The 25536-nt window shown below is 62.3% G+C and carries 27 protein-coding genes; 13 read left to right on the top strand and 14 right to left on the bottom strand.

The annotated features are described in order from the left end of the window. Positions 1–29: 29 nt before the first annotated feature. Entirely contained in the window at positions 30–671 is a 642-nt protein-coding gene (locus ACO2Q4_RS12920) for a hypothetical protein (RefSeq protein ID WP_423319727.1), read from the bottom strand. 230 nt (positions 672–901) lie between these two features. Between ACO2Q4_RS12920 and ACO2Q4_RS12915 the strand changes: the two genes are divergently transcribed. From ACO2Q4_RS12915 to ACO2Q4_RS12905, 3 genes are read left to right on the top strand one after another with little or no spacing between them, the layout of a single operon-like run. Further along, positions 902–1579, top strand: a complete 678-nt coding sequence (locus tag ACO2Q4_RS12915) for a vWA domain-containing protein (protein WP_423319725.1) — start codon at positions 902–904, stop codon at positions 1577–1579. 5 nt (positions 1580–1584) lie between these two features. Next, positions 1585–2331: a PP2C family serine/threonine-protein phosphatase gene (locus ACO2Q4_RS12910; RefSeq protein ID WP_423319723.1), complete on the top strand. Its 747-nt coding sequence runs from the start codon at positions 1585–1587 to the stop codon at positions 2329–2331. 2 nt (positions 2332–2333) lie between these two features. Next, positions 2334–4490 carry a topoisomerase DNA-binding C4 zinc finger domain-containing protein gene (locus ACO2Q4_RS12905; RefSeq protein WP_423319721.1) on the top strand — a complete coding sequence of 719 codons (2157 nt, stop codon included), beginning with the start codon at positions 2334–2336 and terminating at the stop codon, positions 4488–4490. Positions 4491–4567: 77 nt separating this feature from the next. On the opposite strand, the gene ACO2Q4_RS12900 is transcribed toward ACO2Q4_RS12905, so the two are convergent. Beyond that, on the bottom strand, positions 4568–5329 hold the full coding sequence (locus ACO2Q4_RS12900; RefSeq protein ID WP_423319719.1) for a hypothetical protein: 762 nt from the start codon (positions 5327–5329) through the stop codon (positions 4568–4570). A 137-nt stretch (positions 5330–5466) separates the two neighbouring features. Here ACO2Q4_RS12900 and ACO2Q4_RS12895 point away from each other — a divergent pair, with 137 nt between their 5' ends. Further along, the gene (locus ACO2Q4_RS12895) at positions 5467–5706 is read left to right on the top strand and encodes a helix-turn-helix domain-containing protein (protein ID WP_423319717.1); all 240 of its coding nucleotides are present in this window, start codon (positions 5467–5469) and stop codon (positions 5704–5706) included. 165 nt (positions 5707–5871) lie between these two features. Here the strand turns inward: ACO2Q4_RS12895 and ACO2Q4_RS12890 are convergent, their stop codons facing one another. The 6 genes from ACO2Q4_RS12890 to ACO2Q4_RS12865 all read right to left on the bottom strand — a co-directional run bounded on the left by ACO2Q4_RS12890 (position 5872) and on the right by ACO2Q4_RS12865 (position 10577). Further along, on the bottom strand, positions 5872–6093 hold the full coding sequence (locus ACO2Q4_RS12890; RefSeq protein WP_423319715.1) for a hypothetical protein: 222 nt from the start codon (positions 6091–6093) through the stop codon (positions 5872–5874). Next, positions 6090–7445: a reverse transcriptase domain-containing protein gene (locus tag ACO2Q4_RS12885; protein WP_423319712.1), complete on the bottom strand. Its 1356-nt coding sequence runs from the start codon at positions 7443–7445 to the stop codon at positions 6090–6092. Before ACO2Q4_RS12885 ends, ACO2Q4_RS12890 begins: the two co-directional genes overlap by 4 nt. 274 nt (positions 7446–7719) lie before the next feature. After that, complete coding sequence (locus ACO2Q4_RS12880) at positions 7720–8202, bottom strand: hypothetical protein (RefSeq protein WP_423319708.1); 483 nt, start codon at positions 8200–8202, stop codon at positions 7720–7722. Positions 8203–8299: 97 nt separating this feature from the next. Then, on the bottom strand, positions 8300–8509 hold the full coding sequence (locus ACO2Q4_RS12875; protein ID WP_423319707.1) for a helix-turn-helix transcriptional regulator: 210 nt from the start codon (positions 8507–8509) through the stop codon (positions 8300–8302). A 98-nt stretch (positions 8510–8607) separates the two neighbouring features. Next, positions 8608–9387: a hypothetical protein gene (locus tag ACO2Q4_RS12870; RefSeq protein WP_423319705.1), complete on the bottom strand. Its 780-nt coding sequence runs from the start codon at positions 9385–9387 to the stop codon at positions 8608–8610. Next, positions 9384–10577: a tyrosine-type recombinase/integrase gene (locus ACO2Q4_RS12865; protein ID WP_423319703.1), complete on the bottom strand. Its 1194-nt coding sequence runs from the start codon at positions 10575–10577 to the stop codon at positions 9384–9386. Before ACO2Q4_RS12865 ends, ACO2Q4_RS12870 begins: the two co-directional genes overlap by 4 nt. A 426-nt stretch (positions 10578–11003) precedes the next feature. Between ACO2Q4_RS12865 and ACO2Q4_RS12860 the strand changes: the two genes are divergently transcribed. Continuing rightward, positions 11004–12581, top strand: a complete 1578-nt coding sequence (locus ACO2Q4_RS12860) for an arylsulfatase (RefSeq protein ID WP_311757364.1) — start codon at positions 11004–11006, stop codon at positions 12579–12581. 133 nt (positions 12582–12714) lie between these two features. On the opposite strand, the gene ACO2Q4_RS12855 is transcribed toward ACO2Q4_RS12860, so the two are convergent. Then, a complete protein-coding gene (locus ACO2Q4_RS12855) occupies positions 12715–12951 on the bottom strand; it encodes a hypothetical protein (protein ID WP_423319701.1) in 237 nt (78 codons plus the stop codon). A 66-nt stretch (positions 12952–13017) separates the two neighbouring features. Further along, entirely contained in the window at positions 13018–13389 is a 372-nt protein-coding gene (locus ACO2Q4_RS12850) for a hypothetical protein (protein ID WP_423319699.1), read from the bottom strand. 150 nt (positions 13390–13539) lie between these two features. On the opposite strand from ACO2Q4_RS12850, the gene ACO2Q4_RS12845 reads away from it, so the two are divergent. Beyond that, positions 13540–14853, top strand: coding sequence for an MFS transporter (locus tag ACO2Q4_RS12845; protein ID WP_423319697.1), 1314 nt, complete (start codon positions 13540–13542; stop codon positions 14851–14853). Between the two features lie 82 nt (positions 14854–14935). Then, positions 14936–16045 carry a cell division protein ZapE gene (zapE, locus tag ACO2Q4_RS12840; RefSeq protein WP_423319696.1) on the top strand — a complete coding sequence of 370 codons (1110 nt, stop codon included), beginning with the start codon at positions 14936–14938 and terminating at the stop codon, positions 16043–16045. Position 16046: 1 nt separating this feature from the next. Here the strand turns inward: zapE and ACO2Q4_RS12835 are convergent, their stop codons facing one another. Both ACO2Q4_RS12835 and accD read right to left on the bottom strand, forming a co-directional pair. Next, positions 16047–17315 (bottom strand): bifunctional folylpolyglutamate synthase/dihydrofolate synthase, encoded by a 1269-nt coding sequence (locus tag ACO2Q4_RS12835; protein ID WP_423319694.1) that lies wholly within the window; start codon positions 17313–17315, stop codon positions 16047–16049. A 15-nt stretch (positions 17316–17330) separates the two neighbouring features. Next, positions 17331–18257: an acetyl-CoA carboxylase, carboxyltransferase subunit beta gene (gene accD / locus ACO2Q4_RS12830; RefSeq protein WP_423319692.1), complete on the bottom strand. Its 927-nt coding sequence runs from the start codon at positions 18255–18257 to the stop codon at positions 17331–17333. Positions 18258–18340: 83 nt separating this feature from the next. Here accD and cls point away from each other — a divergent pair, with 83 nt between their 5' ends. The 5 genes from cls (at position 18341) to ACO2Q4_RS12805 (ending at position 23148) form a co-directional block, all read left to right on the top strand. Continuing rightward, on the top strand, positions 18341–19777 hold the full coding sequence (gene cls / locus ACO2Q4_RS12825) for a cardiolipin synthase (protein WP_311757357.1): 1437 nt from the start codon (positions 18341–18343) through the stop codon (positions 19775–19777). Between the two features lie 10 nt (positions 19778–19787). Then, on the top strand, positions 19788–20111 hold the full coding sequence (locus tag ACO2Q4_RS12820; protein ID WP_311757356.1) for a 4a-hydroxytetrahydrobiopterin dehydratase: 324 nt from the start codon (positions 19788–19790) through the stop codon (positions 20109–20111). Between the two features lie 107 nt (positions 20112–20218). Then, positions 20219–21952 carry a dihydroxy-acid dehydratase gene (gene ilvD, locus ACO2Q4_RS12815; protein WP_423319690.1) on the top strand — a complete coding sequence of 578 codons (1734 nt, stop codon included), beginning with the start codon at positions 20219–20221 and terminating at the stop codon, positions 21950–21952. A gap of 15 nt (positions 21953–21967) precedes the next feature. Then, positions 21968–22753 (top strand): DUF6478 family protein, encoded by a 786-nt coding sequence (locus tag ACO2Q4_RS12810; RefSeq protein WP_311757354.1) that lies wholly within the window; start codon positions 21968–21970, stop codon positions 22751–22753. An 11-nt stretch (positions 22754–22764) separates the two neighbouring features. Next, positions 22765–23148, top strand: coding sequence for a hypothetical protein (locus ACO2Q4_RS12805; protein WP_311757353.1), 384 nt, complete (start codon positions 22765–22767; stop codon positions 23146–23148). Between the two features lie 3 nt (positions 23149–23151). Here the strand turns inward: ACO2Q4_RS12805 and ACO2Q4_RS12800 are convergent, their stop codons facing one another. Both ACO2Q4_RS12800 and ACO2Q4_RS12795 read right to left on the bottom strand, forming a co-directional pair. Next, complete coding sequence (locus ACO2Q4_RS12800; RefSeq protein ID WP_423319688.1) at positions 23152–23868, bottom strand: GNAT family N-acetyltransferase; 717 nt, start codon at positions 23866–23868, stop codon at positions 23152–23154. Beyond that, positions 23865–24605 carry a competence/damage-inducible protein A gene (locus ACO2Q4_RS12795; protein ID WP_395130934.1) on the bottom strand — a complete coding sequence of 247 codons (741 nt, stop codon included), beginning with the start codon at positions 24603–24605 and terminating at the stop codon, positions 23865–23867. Before ACO2Q4_RS12795 ends, ACO2Q4_RS12800 begins: the two co-directional genes overlap by 4 nt. Before the next feature lie 111 nt (positions 24606–24716). Here ACO2Q4_RS12795 and map point away from each other — a divergent pair, with 111 nt between their 5' ends. Beyond that, a complete protein-coding gene (gene map / locus ACO2Q4_RS12790) occupies positions 24717–25520 on the top strand; it encodes a type I methionyl aminopeptidase (protein ID WP_311757350.1) in 804 nt (267 codons plus the stop codon). The last annotated feature ends 16 nt before the right edge of the window (positions 25521–25536 follow it).

The following is a 25536-nucleotide window of genomic DNA, read 5'->3' as shown; positions in this document are numbered from 1 at the left end:
GGGACTGCGGGTGTCAAAAGTTGGCGTGCTCACCCCGGTGCAACGGGTTGCAAATATCGCTCTCCCCAGTGGCAATACCAGTCAGCGTGGGAGGCGGTGGAACTGGGCGTGTCGAAAGTTTTCAGCACGCCCTTTGGGTCGATGTAGCTGCGAGTGATGCGTTTGGGCAGTTCATGCCACGCGATGTTGAAGGCGCAGAGGCGCGGATAGAAGCACATCTCGGAATAGGGCAGGTGGTCATGTATCCACCCCGCCAGCGCCCGCCAGTCGTCGCCCGCCGCGTAGCGATCAGCGAACCATGGGATGACGATGCAGGCCGTGGCCCCGAACGCGCCGTTCTCGTCCCGGACGTCCCAGATGTGCCGTGCGAAGTTCCGCCAATTGCTGGCGCAGCCGTAGCCTTTCCGGTGCCCGATGTCGTTGATGGTCGCGGACCGGTAGGCGGAGCGAATGGCGATGCGCCCGAACGTGTCCTGGAGCGGTTCCAGTAGGTCTTCGCAGAGACGTTTACCGGCACGGATGGCGAGTTCGGGATCAGATGGCAGGTTGGGGATGCCCTCGAATTGACTGATCTCGCTGTGCAGGAAGTCGCGCATGTAGAAAGTATTCGAGAGACGAACCCTGCCAAAATTCTCAATGGCGCGGATGGACCGGAAGGCATGTGAAGACATGTGGAGGTCGTTACAATCTGAATATAAACGATTTTATTACGTCCTCCGCTTCTAGTCTCGATTTTTCGCCGTTGTGTGCGGAACCTCTGACCAGATTTGCAGGAAGAAACCGCGACGTGATCCTAAAACCTGCCGTTACAACGCTCGAAGAGACTTCATATTCGCCATTGCTATGCTATGGCTTTTCCCTACAGCACGGGAAAAATCACCTGAAGGAAGCAGGATTCGCGATGACCGACTTTGAGCAGGAACCATTTTTCGACGCGCAGCTTGCAGAGAACCCCGAGCCCAGATGCCCCGTCCTGTTGCTGCTGGACACGTCTGGCTCTATGAGCGGCGCGCCCATTTCCGAGCTGAACGAAGGGCTTGCTACCCTTCGTCAAGAACTGATCGGGGATTCGCTCGCTGCGAAGCGAGTCGAACTGGCGATGGTGACTTTCGGCCCCGTGGAGGTACGGCACGAGTTTGCCACCGTGGATCAATTCTACCCCGAAGCGCTGCAACCGACTGGTGCAACCCCTTTGGGCGAGGCGATTGTGACGGGTTTGGATATGCTACGTACCCGCAAGGACCATATCCGGGCGAACGGCCTCAAGATTTTCCGGCCTTGGGTATTCCTGATTACCGACGGTGCACCGACTGATAGTTGGAACGAGGCGAAGCGTCGCGTCCATGATGGGGAAGAACGTAAGGAGTTCATGTTCTATGCCGTAGGTGTGGAGGGTGCCGATATGAGCGTCCTCTCGCAGATTGCCACACGGCAGCCGCTCAAGCTCAAGGGGCTCGCGTTCAAGGAACTGTTCAAATGGCTTTCCAGTTCTCTTAGCGCCGTGTCGCAATCGAACCCCGGTGATCAGGTTGCGCTTGCGAACCCGACCGCACCGGACGGCTGGGCGGTCGCAGGTTGAACGGAATGGCGTGGCGTTGGGCGGCCGCGTCCGAGATAGGCACTTCGCACATTCGATCAGGTGACAGGCTGCAAGATGCGTATTCCGTCTCGGTCGTCGGCAACGGATACGTGCTCTCCATCGTGTCGGATGGGGCGGGAAGCGCGAAGTTCGGATTTTCCGGCGCATGGCTTACGTGCCGCGTGCTCAAGGTTCGATTCCGAGAATGGTTTTCAGAGAATGCGGCTCTGCCGGATGACGATACGCTGAAAGACTGGATCGACGAGGTTCGAGACCGGATTATGATCGCGGCGGATCGGCGGGAGACATCGCCCCGGCAATTCGCAGCGACATTGGCGGCCCTTCTGATTGCGCCGACGGAAATTCTTGCTCTGCACATTGGGGATAGTGCGATTGTCGGGCGTTGTGGATCGGATTGGGATGCGGTCTGCTGGCCTGAAAATGGCGAGTATGCCTCGACCACGTTTTTCGTCACGGACGATCCCGAGCCCCGCTTGAACATCATCCGCCAAGAGCGGCAGCACGACGCCTTCGCTCTTTTCTCTGATGGTGTTGGCGATCTGGCGCTTTCCGTCGTGGACAGGCGGGCACATCCCGGATTCTTCAATCCGATGATGCGCCCTGTCGATGGTGCATCCGCATCGGGGAAGCTCTCGGAACTGTCCACGAAACTGCGAAGCTATCTCGCCGGACCTTCGGTCTGTGAACGAACCGACGATGACAAAACGTTGGTTCTGCTGTCGGGCGTGTGACCATGCGGGAGATTGTGGTCGGAGCATCGCGGTTTCAGCTTGGCGAAAGAATAGGCGGGGGCGGCGAGGGCGAGGTTTTCGCGGTCACTGGCCGGGTCGGGCAAGCGGTAAAGATTTACGGTGCAGATCTTCGGGTATCACGCGAAAGCAAGGTGCGCGCGATGGTCCTCGGTGGCCTTGCCGCCAAGACCGATCTTGTCGCCTATCCACGGGAGATAGCGACCGATTCTAGCGGCAGGTTTCTGGGGTTTCTAATGCGCCTCGTGTCGGGATACCGCCCCCTACATGAGCTTTACAGTCCGAAATCCCGGCAACGCCATTTTCCGAAAGCTGATTTTCGGTTTGTCGTGCGGGCCGCGCTTAACGTCGCGCGCGCTGTTGGCAAGGTGCATCAGACCGGATGTGTCATCGGCGATCTGAACCACTCGGGAGTGCTGGTATCGCCGGAGGCAACCGCCGCACTGATCGACGCGGACAGCTTTCAGTTCAGCATGAACGGCAAGACTTACCCTTGCCTTGTTGGCGTAGAAGATTTCACACCTCCCGAACTTCATGGCATCAACCTCGGCACCGTGACGCGCACTCTTCAGCACGACAACTTCGGTCTGGCGGTTGCGATCTTTCACCTTCTCTTCATGGGGCGGCACCCTTACGCCGGAATTTACAAGGGGCCTGAATTGTCGATGGGGGAATCCATCGCCACGAACAGGTTCGCGTTCTCCGTGCATCGCCGATCCGAAACACAGACCAGTCCGCCGCCCGGGGCGCTGACCCTTGACCTGTTTCCGGCCCCTATCAGTTCCGCCTTTGAGCGCGCCTTTGGGTTGGATGCTTCGTCCCGCCCGAATGCGGCGGAATGGGTGGATGTGCTGACGAAACTGGAAGGCTCCTTAAGCCGGTGCGGCAAGGTCAAGTCCCACTATTACCCAAGCAACGCCAAGGGGTGCATCTGGTGTAGTCTGGCCGCAAGAAGCGGCTTCGACATGTTCCCGGACCTGTCTTCCGTCACTCAACACATTTCGACCGATGTGCGCGGTACGGAGGAGGCGATACGCGAGATCCTGGCGTTTCAGTTCCCGACCGCATCGGAAGTTCTTTCGCTTTCCATTACCGTACCGCCCGGCGCTAGTCCGGCACTGCAAGAAGCGAAGAATGCGAAGCGCGGTCACGTCCTCACGGCCCTCCTGATGATCGCAGGTGCCGCTGCCGGACTTACTTTTGCAACTCCGGTCTGGTTTCTTTGGGTCGGGCTTGCTGGTTGGGGTGTCGCGATATTCGGCGCCCGGAACGTATCAGATCGCCCGTTTGTGGATCGGTTCGAGAAGGCCGATAGCACTGTGCAAACCGAACTTGATGCCTTCATGCGCCGCAACAACCTGACAGAGGTTGTGCAGGTTCGCGCCGATCTGGATGCGGAAATCGCGGCATACAAGCGTGTTGACGATGACCTCTCCCGAGATCTACGCAGCTTCAAATCCACCCGTGAGGCCCGCCAGCGCGCGGCGTATCTGGATCAGTTTCAGGTGCGGCGGGCGAATATCTCGGGCATAGGACCGGCCAAGACCGTGACACTTATTTCCTTTGGCATCGAAACTGCATCCGATGTGGAGTGGTCCGCTGTTCGCGCGGTGCCGGGCTTCGGCGATGTCATGACCCAAAAGCTGGTAGACTGGCGTAAAGCGCACGAGGCGCGGTTCCGCTACAATCCAGCGTCGAACGCTCAGGACGTAACCGACGAGCGCGCACTTAGATCGAAATATGCGACCCATAAGGCGAAGCTCGAGACCTCTATTCGGGACGGCCTAAACGCGCTTCGCACCGCCAAACCACGATTGGATGCGTTACCCTCGAGAGTTCGGGGAGATACTGCACTGATGCGTGCCCTTGAAGAGCGGGCCCGGGCTGAGCAGGATTTGCGACTGCTCGGGGTAAGTGTTCCGTCATCGAAGGTAGCGATCAAGTCTACGGCTACGCCGCGTCCCGTGCCGCCGCCTATCGCACCGAATCTACCTGCTTCGCCAGCGCCCCGATCTCATGCGAGCACCGGGGCTCCATCTTGCCCGACGTGTGGAGCGCGGATGCTCCGCAGATTAGGGCGCCGTGGCGCATTTTGGGGTTGTTCTCGCTATCCGGGCTGTCGCGGAACGAGAAATATCTAGCGAAATTTCAACTGCTCAATTGCACGCATGGTTTGGTGACGACGAACCCGATTTATTCTGTAATCTGGCGATTTCTGTCATTCGATCATCTCAACGCGGGCATTGCAGGTCGAGTTGTCGAACGACCCGATGGCGCGTTCAACATTTGTGCCGCCAAAGCCATTCTGTCCGCGATAGGTCATAACGATCCTGTTCCGTCCAGCGCTGACCGGGAAAGTCGCGGTTTCGACATGCTCGAAGCTATCAGGGGCACGAAGCGCAGACTTTACAGCTTTTTTGAAGGCTGCGTGCGAGCCGTCCCATGTAGACAGACAGTGGAAGCCGTACTCCCGTTCCCTGGCCTCCTCACGAGACTTCAGAGCATCTGCAACCTGTTTCTGAGTAGCTCGACGCTCCGCCTCGACGGCGGCCATTCGCGCCGTGTACTCGGCCTGCTCAGCTTTCTCTGACTCGATCCGGGCTGTTTCCGCTGCAAACTGTTCGGGCGCCAGCGTAGCAAGCTCGTTCAGCCAGCGATTCTGATCGCCGTCCTGCTCAATCTCGGACAGATAGGCAGCTGGGTCAGACAGCTTTAGGGCCGCGAGGTGTTCTTCCTTTTCGCGCCTCGCGGCCTTGCCCACTATGCTCAACCCCAAGAGTGAAACGGTTATCAGTGCGACCAGTCCAAACCGTCGTGTGGGCAAGCCAAAGGAGGGGATTGGACGAATGATGGAAACTGCGGCAAGAACTATTGCTGCAAGGAGAAGCAACACTGCAAGCGAGCCGTGGATGAAGGCCGCCGCGTACAGCACTGCAAGTAATACCGTAATCTTCAGCGCGCTAATGAGTGCATTGACCATCTTTAGTCTCCAATGCTTTCGTGTAGCCACGTGGCTTGCCCACCCGCGAGGCGTAACCATCTGACAAATTATCCTAAAATGGGATAATTCTATTTTGGGATTAACCACTGCCACACGCCGGGTCAAGGAGCGTGTGGTTGTCGAAGACCATCTACGACAGGGAGTACCGACAACTCATTGACGCTCTCCGTTCTGAACGTAGAGCGGTGGGTCTCACGCAGCAGGAGTTGGCAGATCGGCTGGGCCGCCCACAATCCTTCGTTGCCAAGGTGGAAGGTTATGAGCGGCGGCTCGATATCGTGGAATTTGTTCAAGTGTGCCGCGCACTGCGCCTAGATCCTGCGACGGTCTTCGCCTATCTGAACGAGACCGGCTAGCCTCTCATGACGCACCGGCGTTGACGCCGTTCCGATGTGGTGTCCGCTTGCAATGAGCCATCTGGCGGCAGACTGGTGTGACGGGTAAACTCAATTCATTCCGTAAACTGGGCGTGACGGAAGGAACGGCGATATAGAGTTCGCTTCCAGTGCAACCCGTTGCAATTAGCGAAGTCGCGCTGACAGCCAGCCCAAGAAAAGTGCCAAGGGCCAAAACAGGACAAAAATACCCTTGACCACAAGCAGGGCGATATCGCCGCGGAGGTCTGCATTTATGAGGTCAGTTTGCCATTTTTCGGGCTGGGCGTTTGAAGGAATCGCGATTGCAATGCGCTTCCACCAATAGCAGCCAAGGGCAAGGTAGGCGATGATAATTAGCGCGGTCATAGTTTTTCATTCGTTTTCTTGCAGGGGCGCGGGTGGGAAAGGAGGATGGCATGAATAATATCCCCCTCGGGCGTTCCCTTCGGAGCGAAGATGTTCTCATGTAGGTATTCCACCAATGGCCCTGAATCTGGCCGCAATACCTCCGCCGTACTTTCGGCGAGCCGGATAAGGTGGGGGTCATTTTGAGCGGCTGCGGGAAACCCGCTGCGGGCGTCTCGAAGCAGATGCCAAATTGCACTCGGCAAGACGGGGCGCTGAGTCTGATATTCTTCCTCGGCCACGCACAAAGATCGTTCCAGATTGCCCAATGAAAGCGGCGAAACAACTGGATCTTCTTTTGCCGGATCGAAGCTGTAACCTAGGAAATCCAGCGGATCACCTATGCCGCTGAAGTATTCGCAGTCTCGCAGTTCAAGCGGACCTGCCGGGCACCGACGAAAAAAGTCGGCAAGGGTGTCCATCATCGCCCGGGTATCCTCTGCGGTTCGGCCTGCTACGGCGATGTTGTCGAAGCAGAGAAGAACAGCTACATCATCTTCCCGTGGAATACCGCCAAGTAGCCATGCGAGAATGATGTTGGACGCCGGGGACCCCTGCATAAGGCCCTGCGGCCCGCTTGGATTGCAACTCACATAAGACCCACGAGAGTACCCGAAGGATGCACCAGATCTCCTCGCATTCGCATCGGATGTTCTCGTAAAAGTCAGCGATCGGTGGTCTAGTGTTCGGCGTATCACCTCCGTTGGTAGTGGCAGTTGATAGAGTGAATCTGGGTCTATGCTCTGGAAGCAGTCCTTGATGTCTGCTTTCGCGAGATGGCTGAACCCGGAGTTCTGAAGTGTCTTGAGGGCGCGTGCTGCGCCGTCACGGCTTGTCCCGGGAATGCCGTAAAGCGAGCCGTCACGCGGCATATGCGCGTCGATGACGGCGGCTATCATGTAATGCACAGCCTTGAGATTCGGCGGCAGGATGCAGATCGGGCGCGAGCCGCCAACGCGCTTCGGCTTGGAGAACCATAGGACCGGACAAGATGCCTCGGGCCATGCGTTGACCGTGTCACGCAGATCGTCCGCTTGCTGACGGCTGCGTTTCCCCCCAAGGGCGCGCAAGGCCGCGCTAAGACGCACCTGCCGATCATTCAGAAAGGCGCGAACATCAGAGTTCGTTCGCTGACCAGCAGCGAAGCGATCAGCGATGCGAGCTTTGCGCCGGGCAAAGATGTCGTGCGCTTTGCCTTGGTCGCGGGGCCACCCGGCATCATGCTGCGTTGCAACTGATTGCACGGGTGCGGCGGGTCTCGTTCTCACCGTTGCAACAGGTTGCACGGGATAGTGTGTCCTCGGGACGTTCATGGCGGCGGCTTTTCTATTGGCGGGTTTTTCGGGGGCTTTAGATGCGGGCCGGAAGAGCAGCGATCTCCCGTTTGATAGCGCCGGTTTTATTACGCCACAGGCGCATGAGGGCGCTTTTGGTGATCGGATATGCCAGCGCGATCCATCGGCCTGTGGCCTGCTTGTCAGTGCCTCTCCGGCTATGCTGGATCGCGCTCGATGGTCCGGAACGATTTTCCGAGGACCATTACGTGGCAAATCTCGGCGGGGTAGTGGTCGGAGGAGTCAGAGGAGATCATTCCTGCATCTCCGCGTCATGGCTTTGGCCGTTGACTTCCCAGTGACGATAGAATTTCATCGCAAAGTCCTCATCAATATGGAGCCAGATCGCGGTTCCGGTCGGAAGGCGCTTCCGAGAAATCACTCCTTTTTCCTCAAGCCCTCGAAGAGCGCGGAAATAGCTCGCACGACTGATCGGGACCGGCGGTAACCAATCGTCTCCATCTATTGCGTTTCTGACCGGCACAATACAAGAAACCCGCCCGTATATGGTGGGGAGAAACAGCCAGTTTGCGACCAGCCATTCTTTCATTTCAAGGCTGCTCATGCCGAGTACGTCAATCACGCATCTCATGGCAAGCCGTCGCTCGATTTCTCTCTTCGTCATGCACGAAATGTCGTACGGGCGATGATAGGCCATTTTGAAAGGATTGATTGCGGCGGTTTTCGTGTTAAGGCACGTCGAACCGGGCCCGTGAGGGCTTTTCATATTAGACATTGATGCGATTCCTATTGGAATGCGCAGCCGGTCAAGATATAATCTGAATTGAACCTGTCAGAGATTACCCCGTCCGTGCCTGCGCGTGGGCGGGTTTTCAATTCGAGGTGCGCTGGGCGCGAAGCTCGGCGGTATGCTGTTGCAGAGCCTCCGGCTCCCAGAAGGTGCGTCCGCCGATGCGGATTGGTTCCGGGATGATGCCTTGTTGGACCCAGCGCCAAAGTGTGGACGGGCTGACACCATAGTATGCAGCGGCTTCGCGGGCCGAAGCCAGCCGGTGTGGGATAACGTTCAGATGTTGGTTCATCTCATGAGGCCATGATTAGTTGCATGTGGCATCATGTTGAACCGTGGCGTCTTACATGTAAAACGAGTGTAGCTTTTGTTTGCCCCAAACAGTAGAGGCTAGCGGTCTCGTTTGAGGGGGAGATTTGCTGTTTTGGTGTCTCCGAGATAATCGGAAATGGAGCCGTTTCTAACTGCTCGTCTCACTCGGTTTGTCAGATTGTTGATCTCATTAACGCCGCGCTTATCTTTTTCACTTATAATAATATCTTGCACGATCATGGTTAGGTTAACGTGCGGCAGTGTTTCGAGTAAGGTCATGTGACCCCCTAATTTTCTTTCATTCTCCATTTTTTTTGCGATCTTATCAAAGATGCGGTCCTCTATGGCGCTCAACCGTCTCCGTCTTCGAGCGTTTGCATACCGTCCCCTTTCCCCGCCATTGGATGACCGCTGTCCGCTTCGGGCATTTTTTAAGCCTTTGTCGCGAAGAATCGCTTCGGCATTATGGTTACCGGCTTGCCATGCCGCGGTGAGGATTCTTCGACCGAATTCCCGATATTCCTCCGGAAGCCGTGCGATGCATTTTTCGGCGGCAGCTAGGTAATTAAGGGCCACGCGGGCGAACCCTCCTGCAGAGGGTGGGGCCGTCTCACACTCTCCAAGAATCGCTTCCAGCGTTTGGCGCATGCTCGTAAATTGATCTGTACCTTGGACGTCTCGGGGTAACCTTTTCTTTATATATCGAGGCCGTCCGTTGATAGTAATTTCATACCCGGTTGCGAAGCCCATCGCATCCATATGGAACTCCTCATGCACCTCATCGTTCGAGATGCCCGAGGCCTCAAGCGGGGCCTTCGTTGCAACGGGTTGCACCGATCTAAAGGAACTCTTGCTCATTGTGCGCTCGCTAGCTGAAGGACTTTCCCGGTTTTTCCGGTGACATGATCCGCCCAGCGCAGCAGAAGAATGCGGCGCTGTTCAAGGAAGTCGGTGCGTTTGTAGGTCCGTTCGACGGCGCTGCCGACGGTATGGGCCAGCATTGTTTCGGCGACCTCATATCGCGCGTCGGTAGTCTCAGCGAGCCAGACGCGCAAACTGGTGCGGAAACCATGCGGACGAGCTTCCATCTTCCGCCGCTCCATCAGGCGGGCCATGGTCGCGTCCGAGATGACACCTTTCCGGACGCTGGGAAAGAGGAACCCCGAGCGGGAAACCCGCCGGGCTTGCTCGATGATGTCCAACGCCTCCGGCACCAGAGGGACGCGGTAATCAGGTGTGGCATCACGGCGACCTTTCATCTTTTCGCCGGGAATGGTCCAGATGTCGCCGTCCATCTGATCTTCGTGCATGTGCCGCAGCGGAGAGGACCGGACACCGGTTAGAATCAGGAGTCGCAGGGCCAGATGGGCCGTGCTGCCCTCGTTCAAGCTGGCATAGAACGAGGGAACGTCCTGCCACCGCATGGCGGGGATATGTTCGGCCTTATGGCGGGACTTGCCAAGAAGGGCATCGGCTTTTTCGACCGCCTGAAGGTCTACCGGCAGTCCGAGAGCAGCGGCGTGCTTTATGCAGATGCCGATTCGCCGCAGAGCTTTCCGGGCGGTCTCGGATTTGGTGTGCCAGATGGGGAGCAACGTGTCGCGGATGTCTATTTGGTCGATTTCGGAAACGGGAATCTTGCCCAGCTTCGGCAAAACGTGAAGCGCCAACGGGCTGAACCAGCGCCCCGCCTGCCCATCCCCCTTCAGCGCGGCCTTGCGGCTTTCAAAAGCATCCTGTGCAATGTCTTGAAACAGGTGCAGCTTGCGCGCGGCCTCCCTGCGCTGCCGCTCCCGATCTTTGATAGGGTCGACGCTGTCTCGAACTTTAGCGCGTGCTTCATCAGCTTTCCGACGGGCTTCGCCAAGGCCCACCGCCGGAAAGGCACCCAGACCCATTTCCCGGCGTCGGCCATGGATGGTGACTCGCAGAACCCATTGCGCGCCGCCGTCATCACGCTTCACGAACCACAGTCCGCCTCCATCAGCATATTTTCCGGGTGCGGCTGCGGATATGCCTTTGGCTGACAAGCGATTGGTTGCGCGCATCTTTCAATCCACCTTTTTATCCCCCTTTAGGTGTAAGAGAGCATGAGAGTGAATGCTAGGAAATAGGACAGTATGAGTCAGTTAACTTATTGGGAAAAGTAGATGATTGATAGCAAATGCAACCTGATGAGAGTTCCCGAGATCACGATTCGTTGCCCTTCACCGGCACCATAATTCCCGCCCGGAAACGGCCGGGAGCTATGGTTCCAGACACTTCCCGGAAAATCCGGAAATCGCATAACGGGTCGTCGCGTCAGATCGCGGGCGGCCCTTTTTCATATCCGTTTCAGTGACTTTTCTGCCGTCGCCTGCGCGTCCGGGGGCAAGACCAAGGCCCTCGGCATTAGACAGGGGCGCGTCGCGCGCTATCCTTTGCCCACTCCCTTGAATGATTCGTTGCCCAGTCTTTGCCTACGGAGACTACCAATGCGTAAATTCGGACTATTCCTTGGACTATCCATGACGCTGGCGACCCCGCTTTATGCCCAGGATGCGGCGGCCAAGCCGAACATCCTTGTCATTTTCGGGGATGATATCGGCCAGACCAATATCTCGGCCTATGCCGACGGGATCGTGGGATACCGCACCCCGAACATCGACCGCATCGCCGACGAAGGCATGCGCTTCATCGACTATTATGCGGAAAACAGCTGCACCGCGGGCCGGTCGTCCTTCATCACCGGGCAAACGCCCAAGCGGACCGGCCTGAGCAAGGTCGGCGTGCCCGGTGCCACGGTGGGCCTGCAGGATCGCGACGTCACCATTGCCCAGGTGTTGAAGCCGATGGGCTATGCGACCGGGCAGTTCGGCAAGAACCACCTGGGCGACCGCGACGAATACCTGCCGACCAATCACGGCTTCGACGAATTCTTCGGCAACCTTTATCACCTGAATGCCGAGGAGGAGCCCGAGCGCGCCCTGTGGCCCGCCGATGACAAGGAATTCGTCGCGGCGAACTCGCCCCGCGGGGTGCTGAGGGCCACTGCCGACGGACAGATCGAAGATACCGGTCCGCTGACCAAGAAGCGGATGGAGACGATCGACGACGAGACGACGGCCGCCGCCATCGACTTCATGAAGCGCCAGCATGACGCAGGAAAGCCGTTCTTCACCTGGATGAACACGACGCGGATGCACCTGTTCACCCATATTCGCCCCGAGATGCAGGGCCAAAGCGGGATGCCCGGCAACGACTATGCCGACGGCATGATCGAACATGACGGCGATGTCGGAAAGCTGCTGAAGGCGCTGGACGACATGGGCATCACCGACAACACCATCGTCATCTACACCACCGACAACGGGCCGAACCAGTTCACCTGGCCCGATGCCGCGACGACGCCTTTCCGTTCGGAAAAGGACAGCAACTGGGAAGGGGCCTTCCGGGTGCCCGCGATGGTGCGCTGGCCGGGCAAGATCAAACCGGGCGAGGTCACGACCGCGATGTTCTCGGGTCTCGACTGGTTCCCGACGCTGGTCGCGGCGGCGGGCGACGACAAGATCAAGGATGAGCTGCTGGCCGGCAAGCAGATCGAGGACAAGACCTTCAAGGTCCACCTCGACGGCTATAACCAGCTGCCGCTGCTGACCGGGCAGACCGACAAGAGTGCGCGGAACGAGTTCGCCTATTTCAACGACGACAGCAAGCTGGTCGCCTATCGCTATGGCGACTGGAAGGCTGTGTTCTGCGAAATGCCGGCGCCCGGAGGGTTCAAGGTCTGGTATGAGAATTTCGACTGCTACCGCATTCCGAAACTTTTCAACCTTCGCATGGACCCCTATGAGCGCGCCGATATCGTGTCGGACCAATATGATGACTGGCGGACCAAGAACGACTTCCTGATGGCGCAGCTGACCATGCATGCGGGCAAGTTCCTGGAGACGTTCGTCGACTTTCCGCCCAGCCAGACCCCGGCATCCTTCACCATCGACCAGATCGAGGCCAGTGTGGACGCCCGCGCCAAGGCCAAGATGGAGGCCGAAAAGCCCGCCGCAGGGCAATGATCCGGTTCAGGGGCGCGCACTTGGCTGCGCGTCCCTGACATCACCAGATGGCAACCAGATTCAGGGATGGGCCGCCCAGCAGCGATGTTGGGGCGGCCCTGTCCCGTTCTGTTTCACGCCTGGCGGGCGCGGGTCACAGCAGCCATTGCCCCGCCAGCACCAGCGCGACGAAGCCGCCAATCATCAGCGACCAATGCAGCGCCACCGACCCGGCCGAGCGTGGCGGCGTGCTGCGTCGGGGCGGGGCCTCGGGCGGGGTGGTTTCGAAGGGGCTGGCGGGTTTAGCCGCTGCCGTGGGGGTCATCACATGGGGCGCGGCCTCGCCCAGCGGGCGGCGCGTGTTGTCCGTGTCCAGAGTCTGAAGGCTCATGTCCGTTTCCTTGAAATACGCAATCGGGGTCGCCGCCTTCTTCCGGCTGGAAGAGGCGGTCGAATTTCAGGCGATCTGGAAACAGCTCGGAGGCGCGCGGGCACGGGGAGTGACGGTGCAGGCATCTGCCAGCCGCGTCGTGACGATTTGCGGGTTTGCGGTCGCGGCGATGCGTCGTAGCGGAGCGGGTGGGGCCGTTGGGATCAGCCCCGTCAGTGGCAGCGGTCGCGGGACGACGTGATCCGGCCTTGCGGCCAGAACCTGCCCGTTCAGTGCGACAACGGTTTCATCGCCGTAGGGATGGCCGGGTCCGCCGGGGTGGTCCGGCGCGCGCGGGCCGGGCAGCAAAGCCAGCAGCAAAAGCGCCAGCACAAGCAGGCACAGCCGCAGGGGCTGCGTCCTCCGCTCCTGGATCTGGGCCTGGCTTCGCGCGTTCATGTGCCTGAAAATCGCGTCTTTGCGGGCCGGGGGCAAGCCTTGGGTCGCGCGGGCCTGCATCCGCGCACGGAATGGTGAGCTTCCGGCTGGATTTATCGAAGCCTCTATGTGCAAATGGCGCCCAATTTCGACCGACGGAAAGACCCGGACATGCAGATGACCATCGACGAGGCTTTGGCGCAGGGCGGGGCTGGCCGCTTTCAAAAGCGATTGCTGGGGATTTTCGGGCTGGTCTGGGCGGCCGATGCGATGCAGGTCATCGCCATCGGCTTCACTGCGGCCTCGATCGCGGCAAGTTTTGGCCTGACGGTGCCGCAGGCCCTGCAGACCGGGACGCTGTTCTTCCTGGGGATGTTCGCGGGCGCGACGCTGTTCGGGCGCATCGCGGACCGGATCGGGCGGCGCAAGGTCCTGCTTCTGACGGTGACCTGCGACGCGATCTTTGGCCTTGCCTCGGTCTTTGCGCCGGATTTCATGACGCTTCTCGTCCTGCGATTCCTGACCGGGATGGCTGTCGGGGGCACGCTGCCCGTCGATTACGCCATGATGGCCGAATTCCTTCCGCCCCGGAACCGCGGGCGCTGGCTGGTCTGGCTGGAGGGGTTCTGGGCCATCGGCACGATCATTGTCGCCCTGACGGCCTGGATTGCCAGTCTGGCGGGGGCGGTCGAGACCTGGCGCTGGATCTTTGCAGTCGCGGCGCTGCCTGCCCTGATCGGCATCGGGCTGCGGCTTTGGGTGCCAGAATCGCCGATGTTCCTGCTGCGGCAGGGGGATGAGGCAGCGGCCCGCAAGGTCGTCGACCGCGTTCTGACCGCGAATGGCGCGCGCGCCTTGCCCGAGCAGGTCCGGCTGGTCGCGCCCGAAGTTCCGGCCGCAAGACAGGGCCTGTTCGGGCCAGAGCTGCGCAACCAAAGCATCGCGGTCTTCGCCACCTGGTTCCTGGTGTCGCTGTCCTATTACGGGGTCTTCGTCTGGCTGCCGGCCGAACTGGTCAAGGGCGGCTTCGGCTTCGTGCGCGGCTATGGCTTCCTTGTCCTGCTGGCGCTGGCACAGGTTCCCGGCTATGCGCTGGCCGCCCACGGGGTCGAGGCCTGGGGGCGCAAGCTGACGTTGCAGATCTTCCTGCTGCTCAGCGCCGCGGGTTGTCTGATGTTCACGCTGGCCTCGGGGCCGGGGCTGGTCGCCATCTCGCTTCTGCTGATGAGCTTTGCGCTGCTGGGGACCTGGGGCGCGCTTTACGCCTTTACGCCCGAACTGTACCCGACCGGTCTGCGCGGCACCGGCATGGGTGCAGCCAGCGCCGTGGCGCGGGTGGGCGGCCTTCTGGCGCCGTCCCTGCTGGGTGTCGTGGTGGCGCGCGGCTTCGGCACTGCCATCGCGGTCTTCGCGGCCCTGCTGGTGGTGGCGGCCTTTGCCACGCTTCTGATCCGGACCGAGACGCGCAACCGGGCCATTGCCTAGGCAGCAACATCCTTGAAATCGCGAACTCGGTCGGGGCGCGCGGGCACTTGCGCGCGGCCCCGATCTTTGGCAGGGGGCGGCCATGGCGACTGTATCCGAACTCTACGAGGCCCGCGTCACCGCCGGCCAGCTTGAACCCGATCCGGCGCAACGCGGCGTCCTGCCCGCGCTGGACCGGTTGGTGCGCGACCTTGGCGCGGCGACCCCGGCACCGGCCCAGCCCAAGGGCGGCTGGTTGTCGCGACTGATCGGCGGCGGGTCCGGCGCAGCCGCGACCCCCGCGGTCAAGGGGATCTACCTGTGGGGCGGTGTCGGGCGCGGCAAGTCCATGCTGATGGACCTGGTGATGGAGGCGGCGCCCCTGTCGCAGAAGCGTCGCGTCCACTTCCACGAATTCATGCAAGAGGTTCAGGCCGCGCTGGAAGGCGTGCGCAAGACCGGCCAGCAGGATGCCGTCCGCCCCGTCGCCAAGCAGATCGCTGACAAGGTCCGCCTGCTTTGCTTCGACGAGATGCAGATCACCGACATTGCCGATGCGATGATCGTGGGTCGGCTGTTCCAGATCCTGATGGAAGAAGGGGTGACGGTCGTCACCACCTCGAACCGGGTGCCCGAGGATCTGTACAAGAACGGGTTGAACCGCCAGCTTTTCCTGCCCTTCATCGCACTGCTGAAGGAACGGATGCAGATCATCGAACTGTCCAGTGTGACCGATTACCGCCAGAACCGGGACGAGGGTGGGCAGGTCTGGTTCGCGCCCGCCGATTCGATCGCCCGGGCGCAGATGGACCGGATCTGGCGCGAGGAGACCGGAGGCGTCACGCCCGAACCGCTGGTCCTTGAGATCAAGGGCCGCAAGGTCGAGCTGCCCCAGCATGTCGGGCGCATCGCGCGGGCCAGTTTCTGGGATCTGTGCGCAAAGCCGCTTGGCCCGGCGGATTATCTGGCCGTTGCCGAGGCGGTTGATCTTTTGCTGCTGGATTCCATCCCGCGCCTCAGCCAGTCGAACTATAACGAGGCCAAGCGCTTCGTCACGCTGATCGACGCGCTTTACGAAGCCAAGGTCCGTCTGATCGCCAGCGGCGCCGACGATCCCGAACGGCTTTACGCCGAGGGTGAGGGGGCCTTTGAGTTCGAGCGCACTGCAAGCCGCCTGCGCGAGATGCGGGACGCCGATTGGGGTCGGGCCTAGCCTAGCCGTTCTCGCGCAGCACGTCGCCCGCAAGGTAAAGCGAGCCGCAGATCAGGATGCGCGCGCCGGGTTCCTCGCGCGCGATGCGAGCCACGGCATCCAGCACGTCCGGCGCGGTGGTTGCGGCTATGCCGGAATTCGCGGCGGCCTGCTCGGTCGCCTCGGCCGGAAGCGTCGCATCGGCGCCGGGGATCGGGACCGCGATCAGGCTGCGCACCTGCGGGGCCAGCGGGCGCATATAGCCTTCGACATCCTTGGTGTTCAGCATTCCGCAGACCAGATGCGTCGGGCGGCCCGGCATCGCGGCCAGCGTCGCGGACAGCGCTTCGCCACCGGCAGGGTTATGGCCACCGTCCAGCCACAATTCGCAATCCTGGGCGGCTTCGACCAGCGGTCCGCGCGTCAGGCGCTGCATCCGGGCCGGCCATTCCACGCGGGTGACGGCGGCGGTTGCCTCGGGCTCGCCGAAGCCCAGCTCGCGCAGGGCGGCAATGGCGGCCCCGGCATTCACGATCTGATGCGGGCCGGGCAGGTTCGGAAGCGGCAGATCCAAAAGCCCGGAATGATCGAAATAGACCAGCCGGCCATGTTCGGAATAGCTGTCCCAATCCTGCCGCGCGATGCGCAGCGGGGCAGAAAGCGCCTCGGCCCGCGCCTCGATGACCTCGCGTGCGGGGCCGTCCTGCGGGCCGACGATGCAGGGCACGCCGCGCTTGATGATCCCGGCCTTTTCGCCCGCGATTTCGGGCAGGGTCTCGCCCAGGAACTGGGTGTGGTCGATGCTGACCGGGGTGATGACGCAAAGAAGCGGATCGTCGACGACATTCGTCGCGTCCAGCCGCCCGCCAAGCCCGACTTCAAGCAGCGTGTAATCGGCCGGAACGCGCGAGAAAGCCAGGAAGGCCGCAGCGGTCGTGATCTCGAAGAAGGTGATCGGCTGCCCAGCATTCGCTGCCTCGCATTCCTCAAGCGTGGCGGCGAGCAGGTCTTCCGAGATCAGGGATCCGGCCAGCCGGATGCGTTCATGGAACTGGGCCAGATGCGGCGAGGTATAGGCGTGGACGCGCTTGCCCGCCGCCTCAAGCCCGGCGCGGATCATCGCCTGGGTCGAACCCTTGCCGTTGGTGCCGGCGACGTGGATCACCGGGGGAATGCGGCGCTCGGGGTTTCCCAGCGCGGCCAGGATCCGCTCCATCCGGTCAAGTGACAGGTCGATGACCTTGGGGTGAAGCTGCATCAGCCTGGCAAGGATGGCGTCGGAGGTGGTCATCTGATCTGCCCCGGATCAAGCGGGTTTGACGTCGTGTTCGGAATGCAGGGCGGCGATGCTGCCCGGTGCGGGCAGGTCGCCCGCAACCGGCGCGGGCTGGCGCATCACCATGCGCAGGATCGAGATCAGCTCGTCGCGCATCTTCTTGCGGTGGGTCACGCGGTCCAGCATCCCGTGCTCCAGCAGGTATTCGGCGCGCTGGAACCCTTCGGGCAGCTTTTCACGGATGGTCTGCTCGATCACGCGGGGACCGGCGAAGCAGATCAGGGCATTTGGCTCGGCGATCTGGATGTCGCCCAGCATGGCATAGGACGCGGTGACGCCGCCGGTCGTCGGATGGGTCAGAACGACGATATAGGGAAGTTTCGCCTCTTTCAGCATCTGGACCGCGACGGTGGTGCGCGGCATCTGCATCAAGGACAGGATACCTTCCTGCATCCTTGCCCCGCCCGCGGCCGAGAACAGCACCAGCGGGCGTTTCAGCTTCACGGCACGTTCGGCGGCGGCGATGATCGCGTTGCCGACATGCATGCCCATCGAGCCGGCCATGAACGAGAAATCCTGCGCGGCCATGACCACGGGAGTGCGGCCCATCTCGCCCTCGGCGACCAGCATGGCCTCTTTTTCGCCGGTGGACTTCTGCGCGGCCTTCATCCGGTCGGGATATTTCTTCTGGTCGCGGAATTGCAGCGGGTCGGCCACGGGTTCGGGCACCTTCACCTCGACGAAGACACCGCCGTCGAACAGCGCGGCAAAGCGGTCGCGCGGGGTGATCACCAGGTGGTGGTCGCAATGGGTGCAGACGTTCAGATTGTCCGCCAGTTCCCGGTGAAACAGCATGTTTCCGCATTCCGGGCATTTCGTCCACAGATTCTCGGGCACTTCCCGGCGCGAGAACAGCGAATTGATGCGCGGACGCACATAGTTGGTGATCCAGTTCATCCGAGAAGGCCCCTTGCGCTGCGTTCAGCCGTCCACTTAGGCAAATGGCGCCGGAATTGCAATTCTAACCGCGGCGGGCTTTCATGGCGACCATGTGGGCCGAGATGTTTGTGTTCATTCACTATGCGATTGCGCTGGCGGTATCCGTCCGCGTGCTGCTGCGTCCGCGGTTGGAACCCACGGTCAGACTGTCCTGGATCCTGGTGATCGAGCTGGTGCCGCTGGTCGGCATCCTGGCCTATGTCCTGTTCGGCGAGATCCGGATGCATGGCGCCGATGTCGAGCATGTGGGGAACATCCGCAGTCGCCTGTCCGGCCTGTGGAGCCCGAGTCGCGAGTTGGTCCGCGAGCCCCCGGATTTTGCCGCGCCGCTGATCGCCGCGAATCGGGCGACGACCGGGTTCGGCGCGATGGCGGGCAACCGCGCCACCCTGCTGGCCGAAGACGACTCCGCCATCCAGGATCTGGTCGCTGCGATCGACGCGGCGCAGGATCATGTCCACCTGCTGTTCTATATCTGGCTGGACGACCCGTCGGGGCGGCTGGTGGCCCAGGCGGCGATGCGTGCGGCGCGGCGCGGGGTCAAGGTGCGCGCAATCATCGACGCCTTCGGCTCGCGCGCGTTCAGCGCTTCGGACAGCTGGCGCGGTATGGCCGCGGCGGGGGCGGAATGCGCGGTCGCCCTGCCGCTGGGCCTGCCGATCATCGGCAGCCTCGTCCGCCGCATGGACCTGCGCAATCACCGCAAGATCGTGGTGATCGACCAGGTGGTCGGCTTCACCGGAAGCCGAAACTGCGCCGATCGCGCCTTTGCGATCAAGCCCCGCTTCGCGCCCTGGACGGATATCCTGCTGCAAATCGAGGGGCCGGTCGTGCGCCAGATGCAGGCGGTCTTCCTGCAGGACTGGATGAGCTATTCCGGCGAGGATCTGGGCGAGATGCTGAAGACCGCGCCCCCGGCGATCGCGGGCGGAGACATCGCGCAGGTGGTGGCGACCGGCCCCGACGACCGGCAGGGGTCGCTTTCGGACTGCATGGCGACGATGATCCATGCCGCGCGTCACCGGCTGGTCATCACGACGCCCTATTACGTTCCCGACAGTTCGCTGGATTCCGCGATCCGGACGGCCGCGCGGCGTGGGGTGGACGTGACCATGATCCTGCCGTTGCGCAACGATTCCCTTGTCGTGCAGGCGACCTCAGAAGGATTTTACTATGGGCTCGTCTCGGCCGGGGTGAAACTGATGCTGTATCGGCCGGGCCTGCTGCATTCCAAGATCATCCTTGCCGATGGGCGCATGGCGATGATCGGCAGCGCGAACATGGACCGCCGCAGTTTCGAACTGAATTATGAGATGAACATGCTGTTTCTGGACCGCGATCTGATCGACCAGCTGGAAGAACGTCAGGACAGCTACATCGCCCGGTCCGAGTCGATCACCATCGGCGAAATCCGCAGCTGGTCGCTGTGGCGGCGGTTGCGCAACAACCTGCTGGCGCTTGCCGCGCCGATCCTGTGAGGAGGAAGCGATGACCGGTCTTGCCCAAGAAAAAATCGTGGACGGCGCCCCCGCATTGCCCGAGGACGAGATTCGGCGCCACCTGGCCAGCTTGCCTGGCTGGGAACTGGCGCCGGACGGCAAGTCCATCCGGCGCGAATGGCGCTTCAAGTCCTTCAAGGGCCCGGCCCAGATCGCCATGCTGGCGGCGTGGCAGGCGGAATGCGCCAACCACCATCCCGACATCGCCTTTGGCTGGGGCCATGCCAGCGTCACCCTGACCACCCATTCCGCAGGGGGCGTCACGCTGAACGATCTGATCATGGCCGCGCGCCTCAACCTTGCGGGCGGCTGAATGCCGATGACGCGCGTGACCCTGCCGAGCGGGCAGCTGCGGGGGCGACAGCCCTTGCCCAGCGGGGATGCTGCGCCTATCCCTTGCGACAGGCAGAGGAAAGAGCCGTGAAAAACTCTCGCTTCGACAAATCGCGACTTCCCAGCCGGCATGTGACCGAAGGTCCCTCGCGGGCGCCGCACCGGTCGTATTTCTATGCGATGGGCATTTCCGAGGAAGAGATCCATTCGCCTTGGGTCGGCGTCGCCACCTGCTGGAACGAGGCTGCGCCCTGCAACATCGCGCTGGCGCGACAGGCGCAATCGGTCAAGCAGGGGGTCAAGAAGGCGGGTGGCTGTCCGCGCGAATTCACGACCATCACCGTGACCGACGGCATCGCCATGGGGCACGAAGGGATGCGTTCATCCCTTGCCTCGCGCGATGCCATTGCCGACACGGTAGAACTGACCATGCGTGGGCATTGCTATGACGCACTGGTCGGGCTGGCGGGCTGCGACAAGTCGCTGCCCGGTATGATGATGGCCATGGTGCGGCTGAACGTGCCTTCAGTCTTCATCTATGGCGGTTCCATCCTGCCGGGTCGCCTGAACGGTCGCGACGTCGTCGTTCAGGACGTGTTCGAGGCCGTCGGCCAGCACGCCGCCGGGCGGATGTCCGATGCCGAGCTGGACATCCTGGAACGCGTGGCCTGTCCCTCGGCCGGGGCCTGTGGCGGGCAGTATACCGCGAATACCATGGCCTGCGTGTCCGAGGCGATCGGGCTTGCGCTGATGAACAGCTCTGGCGCGCCCGCACCCTATGAATCCCGCGACCAGTTCGGTCTTGCCTCGGGCGAGGCGGTGATGGAGCTGATCGCAAGCAATATCCGCGCCCGCGACGTGGTGACGCGCAAGTCGCTGGAGAATGCGGCCCGCGTCGTCGCGTGCACCGGCGGGTCGACCAATGCCGGGCTGCACCTTCCCGCCATCGCGCATGAGGCGGGGATAGCTTTCGATCTGTTCGACGTTTGCGACATCTTCCGCGAGACGCCCTATTTCGTGAACCTGCGACCGGGCGGGGATTACGTCGCCAAGGATCTGTACGACGCGGGCGGCGTCCCCGTCGTCATGCGCGAATTGCGCCGCGCCGGTCTGATCCACGAGGATTGCATCACCGCTTCGGGCCGGACCATTGGCGAGGAACTGGACCTGGTCGACCGAGAGATCGACGGCAAGGTCATCCACGCCGTCACCTCTCCCCTGTCTGCAACGGGCGGCGTGGTTGGGCTCAAGGGCAACCTGGCCCCTGACGGCGCCATCGTGAAGGTCGCCGGAATGCCGCCCGAGACGCAGGTCTTTACCGGCCCCGCCCGCGTCTTCGAATGCGAGGAGGACGCCTTTGCCGCCGTCACCCGCCGCGAATACCGCGAAGGCGAGGTCATCGTCATCCGCAACGAGGGACCGGCAGGCGGCCCCGGCATGCGCGAGATGCTGGCGACCACGGCGGCGCTGTCGGGGCAGGGGATGGGCAAGAAGGTGGCCCTGATTACCGATGGCCGCTTCTCGGGCGCGACGCGGGGGTTCTGCGTCGGCCATGTCGGCCCCGAGGCGGCGCATGGTGGCCCGATCGCGCTTTTGCGCGATGGCGACATCGTCACCATCGACGCCCCAAGGGGCGAGATTTCCGTGGCCCTTTCCGACGAGGAACTGGCGGCGCGCCGGAAGAACTGGCCCGGCCCGCGCGCGACCGATTACGCTTCGGGGGCACTTTGGAAATATTCGAAGCTTGTCGGCAAGGCACGCTACGGTGCGGTCACGCATCCGGGCGCCGAGGCCGAGACGCATATTTATATGGATCAGTAATTACGAGGCGGAAGCATGGCGTTGCGCGCGCGCAAGTGGCTGGAACGGAAAACGCGTGAGCGGGCATTCGGTCAATGGGCCGAGATGGCCGAAAGCGTCGAATTCATGGGACCCGGCCGGATCAAGCGGCTGACGGACGAGGCACTGGCCCTGCGCGCCAGCCTGAACCGCTTCCTGATGCGGGGGGACCGCAAGTCGGCCGTGTCGCGGGTGGCGCTGGCCGCGCTGCATTTGCCGGGCGGTACCGACTGGCGCTGGCGTCCGGGTTTTCTGGCAGGCCAGATCACCCCGCGTGGGATCGCGGCCGCACCCTCGGGGACGCGGCTGGGCGACCGCGCGGGCGTCTGGCACGATTGCGAGGCGCAGGCCCTGATCCTTGAACAGATCCGCAATCCACGCGCGACGGACCTGTCGCCCTATGGTCTGCGGCTTGAGGTCTTCGGCTTTACCGGCAGCTTCCTGTCGATCTCGATCGATCTGCCGACCGAGGCGCTGGACGGGCTGACGCGCAACCATATCGTGCGGCTTGAAGCGTCGCTGGTGCTGGAACGCCCGTTGAATGTCTATGCCCGCCTGAACATCGGCCACGGCCCGAATACCGACGAGCTGCTGCATTCGCTGCACGAGATGCAGGCCGGGCTGCAAAGCCAGCAGGTCATCGAGTTTGACCTTGCCTATACCGAGATGAACGAGAAGCGGCTTGAAAAGATCTGGCTGGACCTGATCTTCGAAAGCCCCGGCATGAGCGCGGTCGAAATCCGCGAACTGATCCTGTCCCGCCATCCGCGGGCCGATTTCTGATGAGGGACATGATGGACGATTTCGAAACGCTGGGCCTGAAAAGCGGCATCTGGCAGGGCATCCTGACCCGGTCCGCGCCCCCCGGCCGGCTGGTGCTGGTTCATCTGGGCAGCCGCGTCGCCGAAGCCCGCGTGACCGCACAAGAGGATGGCACCTGGCGCGTCGCCGCCGCGATCCCGGCGCAGCGCCTGTCCGACGGCGTCCAGACCTTCCTGCTGATGGAGGATGGGGGCGAGCCGGGCGAGGCCCTGCAACCCGCCGCGCGGCACCTTGCCAGCTTCAGCATCGTTGCGGGCGAGCCGATCGACGAAGATCTGAGTGCCGAGATCAACCTGATGCGCAGCGAGCTGGACCTGCTGAAGCGCGAGATGCGCCGGCTTGCCGCCGGCGTCTGATCTCTAGTCCCGCGCCCAATAGCTGTAGCCAGCGATCTCGCTGAACCCCATGCGGTCGTAAAGCGCGCGGGCGCCGGCATTGCTGCGGCTGACCGCCAGCCCCAGGCGCGGGGCGCCCTGTCGCGCGGCCCATTCCGCCGCCGCGCGGACCAGGAATGCGCCCACGCCCCGGCGACGGAACTGCGGCGCGACCTCGATTGCGTGGACCATCGCCACCGGCCCCTCGACCGCGACGAAGGCAGAGCCAGCCGCGCGGTCGTCCAGCCGTCCAAGAATGGATATTTTTGGCTCGGCCACGCGCTCCATGACGGCCTGGCGGGCAGGGCCGATATTCCCGGCGGCCCAAAGCTCGCGCTGGATCGCCAGTGGCGGCCAGATCGGGAAAATGGTCAGCGCCGGGATCTCGGCCACCAGCGCGGCGCAATTGGCGGTCATGATCGCCGTCGGCGACTCGGCGCGATAGCCGCGCGCGGCCAGGGCCTCGCCCAGCCGCCGGTCGCTGTCGGGCAGGCGGAACATCGGGCGCTGCTGCCAGTCGCGATGCAGGGCCTCGGCCGCGCTCAGATCGGCCTCGGTCCAGTCAGGCGACAGCGCGATGCTGGAACTGACGCGCCCGCCCGCACCCAGGCCGCGGCCACTGCGGATCGCCCCGGTATCGACGATCTCGGCGGCCGGCCAGGTCGTCTCGAAGGCCAGCGACAGCTGCGGATCCGGTGTCACAGGTCCAGCCTTTGGCGCAGGGTGGCCATGGCCTCGGCGACGCGGGCCACGTCAAGGCCGCGCACGACCAGGTTGGTGCCCCATCCGGTCGCATCCTGGAAAGGATAGGAGCCAAGCGAAAGGTCGGGGAATTCTTCGGCCACGGCCTTCAACTCTTCGGCCACGTCGCTTTCGCCGCGCCGCACCTCGACCGTGTCCGACTGCACCGGCCGGCCGCCGGACAGGCGCGGCACCAGCCATGCGACCATGCCGCGAAACACCTCGGGGACGCCGGCCATGACATGGGTATTGCCGATCGAAAAGCCCGGCGCACCCGAAACCGCGTTGTCGATCAGCACCGCGCCCACCGGCACCCGCGCCATGCGCAGCCGGTTCGGGGTCAGTTCGGTTCCCATCCGGTCGCAGCGCGCCTGCAGGATCGCGCGGGCCTGTGGGTTGACCTCGACCGTGGTGCCATGAGCTTCGGCGACGGAATCCGCGGTGATGTCGTCATGGGTCGGACCGATGCCGCCCGAGGTGAAAACAAGGTCATAGGCCCCACCCAGGCTTTTGTCGAAGGCCCGGATCGCGGCGACGATCTGGTCATTGTCATCGGCAACGACCCGGATCTCGCGCAGGTCGAAGCCGGTCGCGGACAACACACCGGCAAGGTGGTGGGCGTTGCCTTCGCGCGTGCGCCCCGAAAGGATCTCGTCCCCGATCACGAGGATGGCGGCGGTGGGATTGTCGGATTGCATGGGACGCTCCTCGCGGCGTTCATTTTCTAGAAAGACTGTATAGGTCTGGCCGCGGGGCTGGAACAAGTGGGCGCAGGGGACTATCTGTGGATCAACATGCATGAGGATCCGATGAACGACGCACGCCAGACCCGTGAGGGTATCCGTATCCATGAGCCTCAGGATTTCGAGGGCATGCGCGCGGCCGGTCGGCTTGCTGCGTTGATCCTGGACGAGGTCGGCCCGCTGGTGGAACCCGGCAGGACCACGGCCGCGCTGGACGATTTCATCCGCAACCGGGTCGAGGAGACGGGCGCGGTCAGCGCCACGATCGGCTATCGCGGATACCAGCATGCAAGCTGCATCAGCGTGAACCATGTCGTCTGCCACGGCATCCCCGGCGACAAGATCCTGGCGGATGGCGATATCCTGAACATCGACGTCACCGTCATCCTTGACGGCTGGTACGGCGACAGCTCGCGCATGTATGTGGCGGGCAAGCCCAGCGTCAAGGCGCGCCGCCTGATCCAGGTGACGCATGACAGCCTGATGAAGGGGATCGAAGCCGTGCGCCCCGGCGCGACCTTCGGCGACATCGGCTGGGCGATCCAGTCCTATGTCGAGGGGAACCGCATGTCGGTCGTGCGCGATTTCTGCGGTCACGGCCTTGGCCGCGTCTTCCATGCGCCGCCGAACGTCCTGCATTTCGGCCGTCCGGGCAAAGGCCCCGTCCTGGAAGAGGGGATGTTCTTCACCATCGAGCCGATGGTGAACCTTGGTCGTCCCGAAACCAAGGTCCTTGCCGATGACTGGACCGCCGTGACCCGTGACAAGTCGCTGTCGGCGCAATTCGAACATTCGATCGGCGTGACGGCAGACGGGTGCGAGATCTTCACCCTGTCGCCCGGCGGCATCTTCTATCCCGATTTCAACTGAGCGGCAGCGCCCCTGC

It is taken from the genome of Paracoccus sp. KR1-242 (assembly GCF_049446195.1).
Taxonomy (GTDB): domain Bacteria; phylum Pseudomonadota; class Alphaproteobacteria; order Rhodobacterales; family Rhodobacteraceae; genus Paracoccus; species Paracoccus broussonetiae.
Note: the sequence above shows the minus strand (reverse complement) of the source record. Positions and strands in the feature narration are given on the sequence as shown.

Excerpts from the sequence above, each read along its gene's own strand:
- ACO2Q4_RS12920 (WP_423319727.1), bottom strand. The coding sequence starts at position 671 with ATGTCTTCACATGCCTTCCGGTCCATCCGCGCCATTGAGAATTTTGGC.
- ACO2Q4_RS12915 (WP_423319725.1), top strand. The coding sequence starts at position 902 with ATGACCGACTTTGAGCAGGAACCATTTTTCGACGCGCAGCTTGCAGAG.
- ACO2Q4_RS12910 (WP_423319723.1), top strand. The coding sequence starts at position 1,585 with ATGGCGTGGCGTTGGGCGGCCGCGTCCGAGATAGGCACTTCGCACATT.
- ACO2Q4_RS12905 (WP_423319721.1), top strand. The coding sequence starts at position 2,334 with ATGCGGGAGATTGTGGTCGGAGCATCGCGGTTTCAGCTTGGCGAAAGA.
- ACO2Q4_RS12900 (WP_423319719.1), bottom strand. The coding sequence starts at position 5,329 with ATGGTCAATGCACTCATTAGCGCGCTGAAGATTACGGTATTACTTGCA.
- ACO2Q4_RS12890 (WP_423319715.1), bottom strand. The coding sequence starts at position 6,093 with ATGACCGCGCTAATTATCATCGCCTACCTTGCCCTTGGCTGCTATTGG.
- ACO2Q4_RS12885 (WP_423319712.1), bottom strand. The coding sequence starts at position 7,445 with ATGAACGTCCCGAGGACACACTATCCCGTGCAACCTGTTGCAACGGTG.
- ACO2Q4_RS12880 (WP_423319708.1), bottom strand. The coding sequence starts at position 8,202 with ATGTCTAATATGAAAAGCCCTCACGGGCCCGGTTCGACGTGCCTTAAC.
- ACO2Q4_RS12875 (WP_423319707.1), bottom strand. The coding sequence starts at position 8,509 with ATGAACCAACATCTGAACGTTATCCCACACCGGCTGGCTTCGGCCCGC.
- ACO2Q4_RS12870 (WP_423319705.1), bottom strand. The coding sequence starts at position 9,387 with ATGAGCAAGAGTTCCTTTAGATCGGTGCAACCCGTTGCAACGAAGGCC.
- ACO2Q4_RS12865 (WP_423319703.1), bottom strand. The coding sequence starts at position 10,577 with ATGCGCGCAACCAATCGCTTGTCAGCCAAAGGCATATCCGCAGCCGCA.
- ACO2Q4_RS12860 (WP_311757364.1), top strand. The coding sequence starts at position 11,004 with ATGCGTAAATTCGGACTATTCCTTGGACTATCCATGACGCTGGCGACC.
- ACO2Q4_RS12855 (WP_423319701.1), bottom strand. The coding sequence starts at position 12,951 with ATGAGCCTTCAGACTCTGGACACGGACAACACGCGCCGCCCGCTGGGC.
- ACO2Q4_RS12850 (WP_423319699.1), bottom strand. The coding sequence starts at position 13,389 with ATGAACGCGCGAAGCCAGGCCCAGATCCAGGAGCGGAGGACGCAGCCC.
- ACO2Q4_RS12845 (WP_423319697.1), top strand. The coding sequence starts at position 13,540 with ATGCAGATGACCATCGACGAGGCTTTGGCGCAGGGCGGGGCTGGCCGC.
- zapE (WP_423319696.1), top strand. The coding sequence starts at position 14,936 with ATGGCGACTGTATCCGAACTCTACGAGGCCCGCGTCACCGCCGGCCAG.
- ACO2Q4_RS12835 (WP_423319694.1), bottom strand. The coding sequence starts at position 17,315 with ATGACCACCTCCGACGCCATCCTTGCCAGGCTGATGCAGCTTCACCCC.
- accD (WP_423319692.1), bottom strand. The coding sequence starts at position 18,257 with ATGAACTGGATCACCAACTATGTGCGTCCGCGCATCAATTCGCTGTTC.
- cls (WP_311757357.1), top strand. The coding sequence starts at position 18,341 with ATGGCGACCATGTGGGCCGAGATGTTTGTGTTCATTCACTATGCGATT.
- ACO2Q4_RS12820 (WP_311757356.1), top strand. The coding sequence starts at position 19,788 with ATGACCGGTCTTGCCCAAGAAAAAATCGTGGACGGCGCCCCCGCATTG.
- ACO2Q4_RS12810 (WP_311757354.1), top strand. The coding sequence starts at position 21,968 with ATGGCGTTGCGCGCGCGCAAGTGGCTGGAACGGAAAACGCGTGAGCGG.
- ACO2Q4_RS12805 (WP_311757353.1), top strand. The coding sequence starts at position 22,765 with ATGGACGATTTCGAAACGCTGGGCCTGAAAAGCGGCATCTGGCAGGGC.
- ACO2Q4_RS12795 (WP_395130934.1), bottom strand. The coding sequence starts at position 24,605 with ATGCAATCCGACAATCCCACCGCCGCCATCCTCGTGATCGGGGACGAG.
- map (WP_311757350.1), top strand. The coding sequence starts at position 24,717 with ATGAACGACGCACGCCAGACCCGTGAGGGTATCCGTATCCATGAGCCT.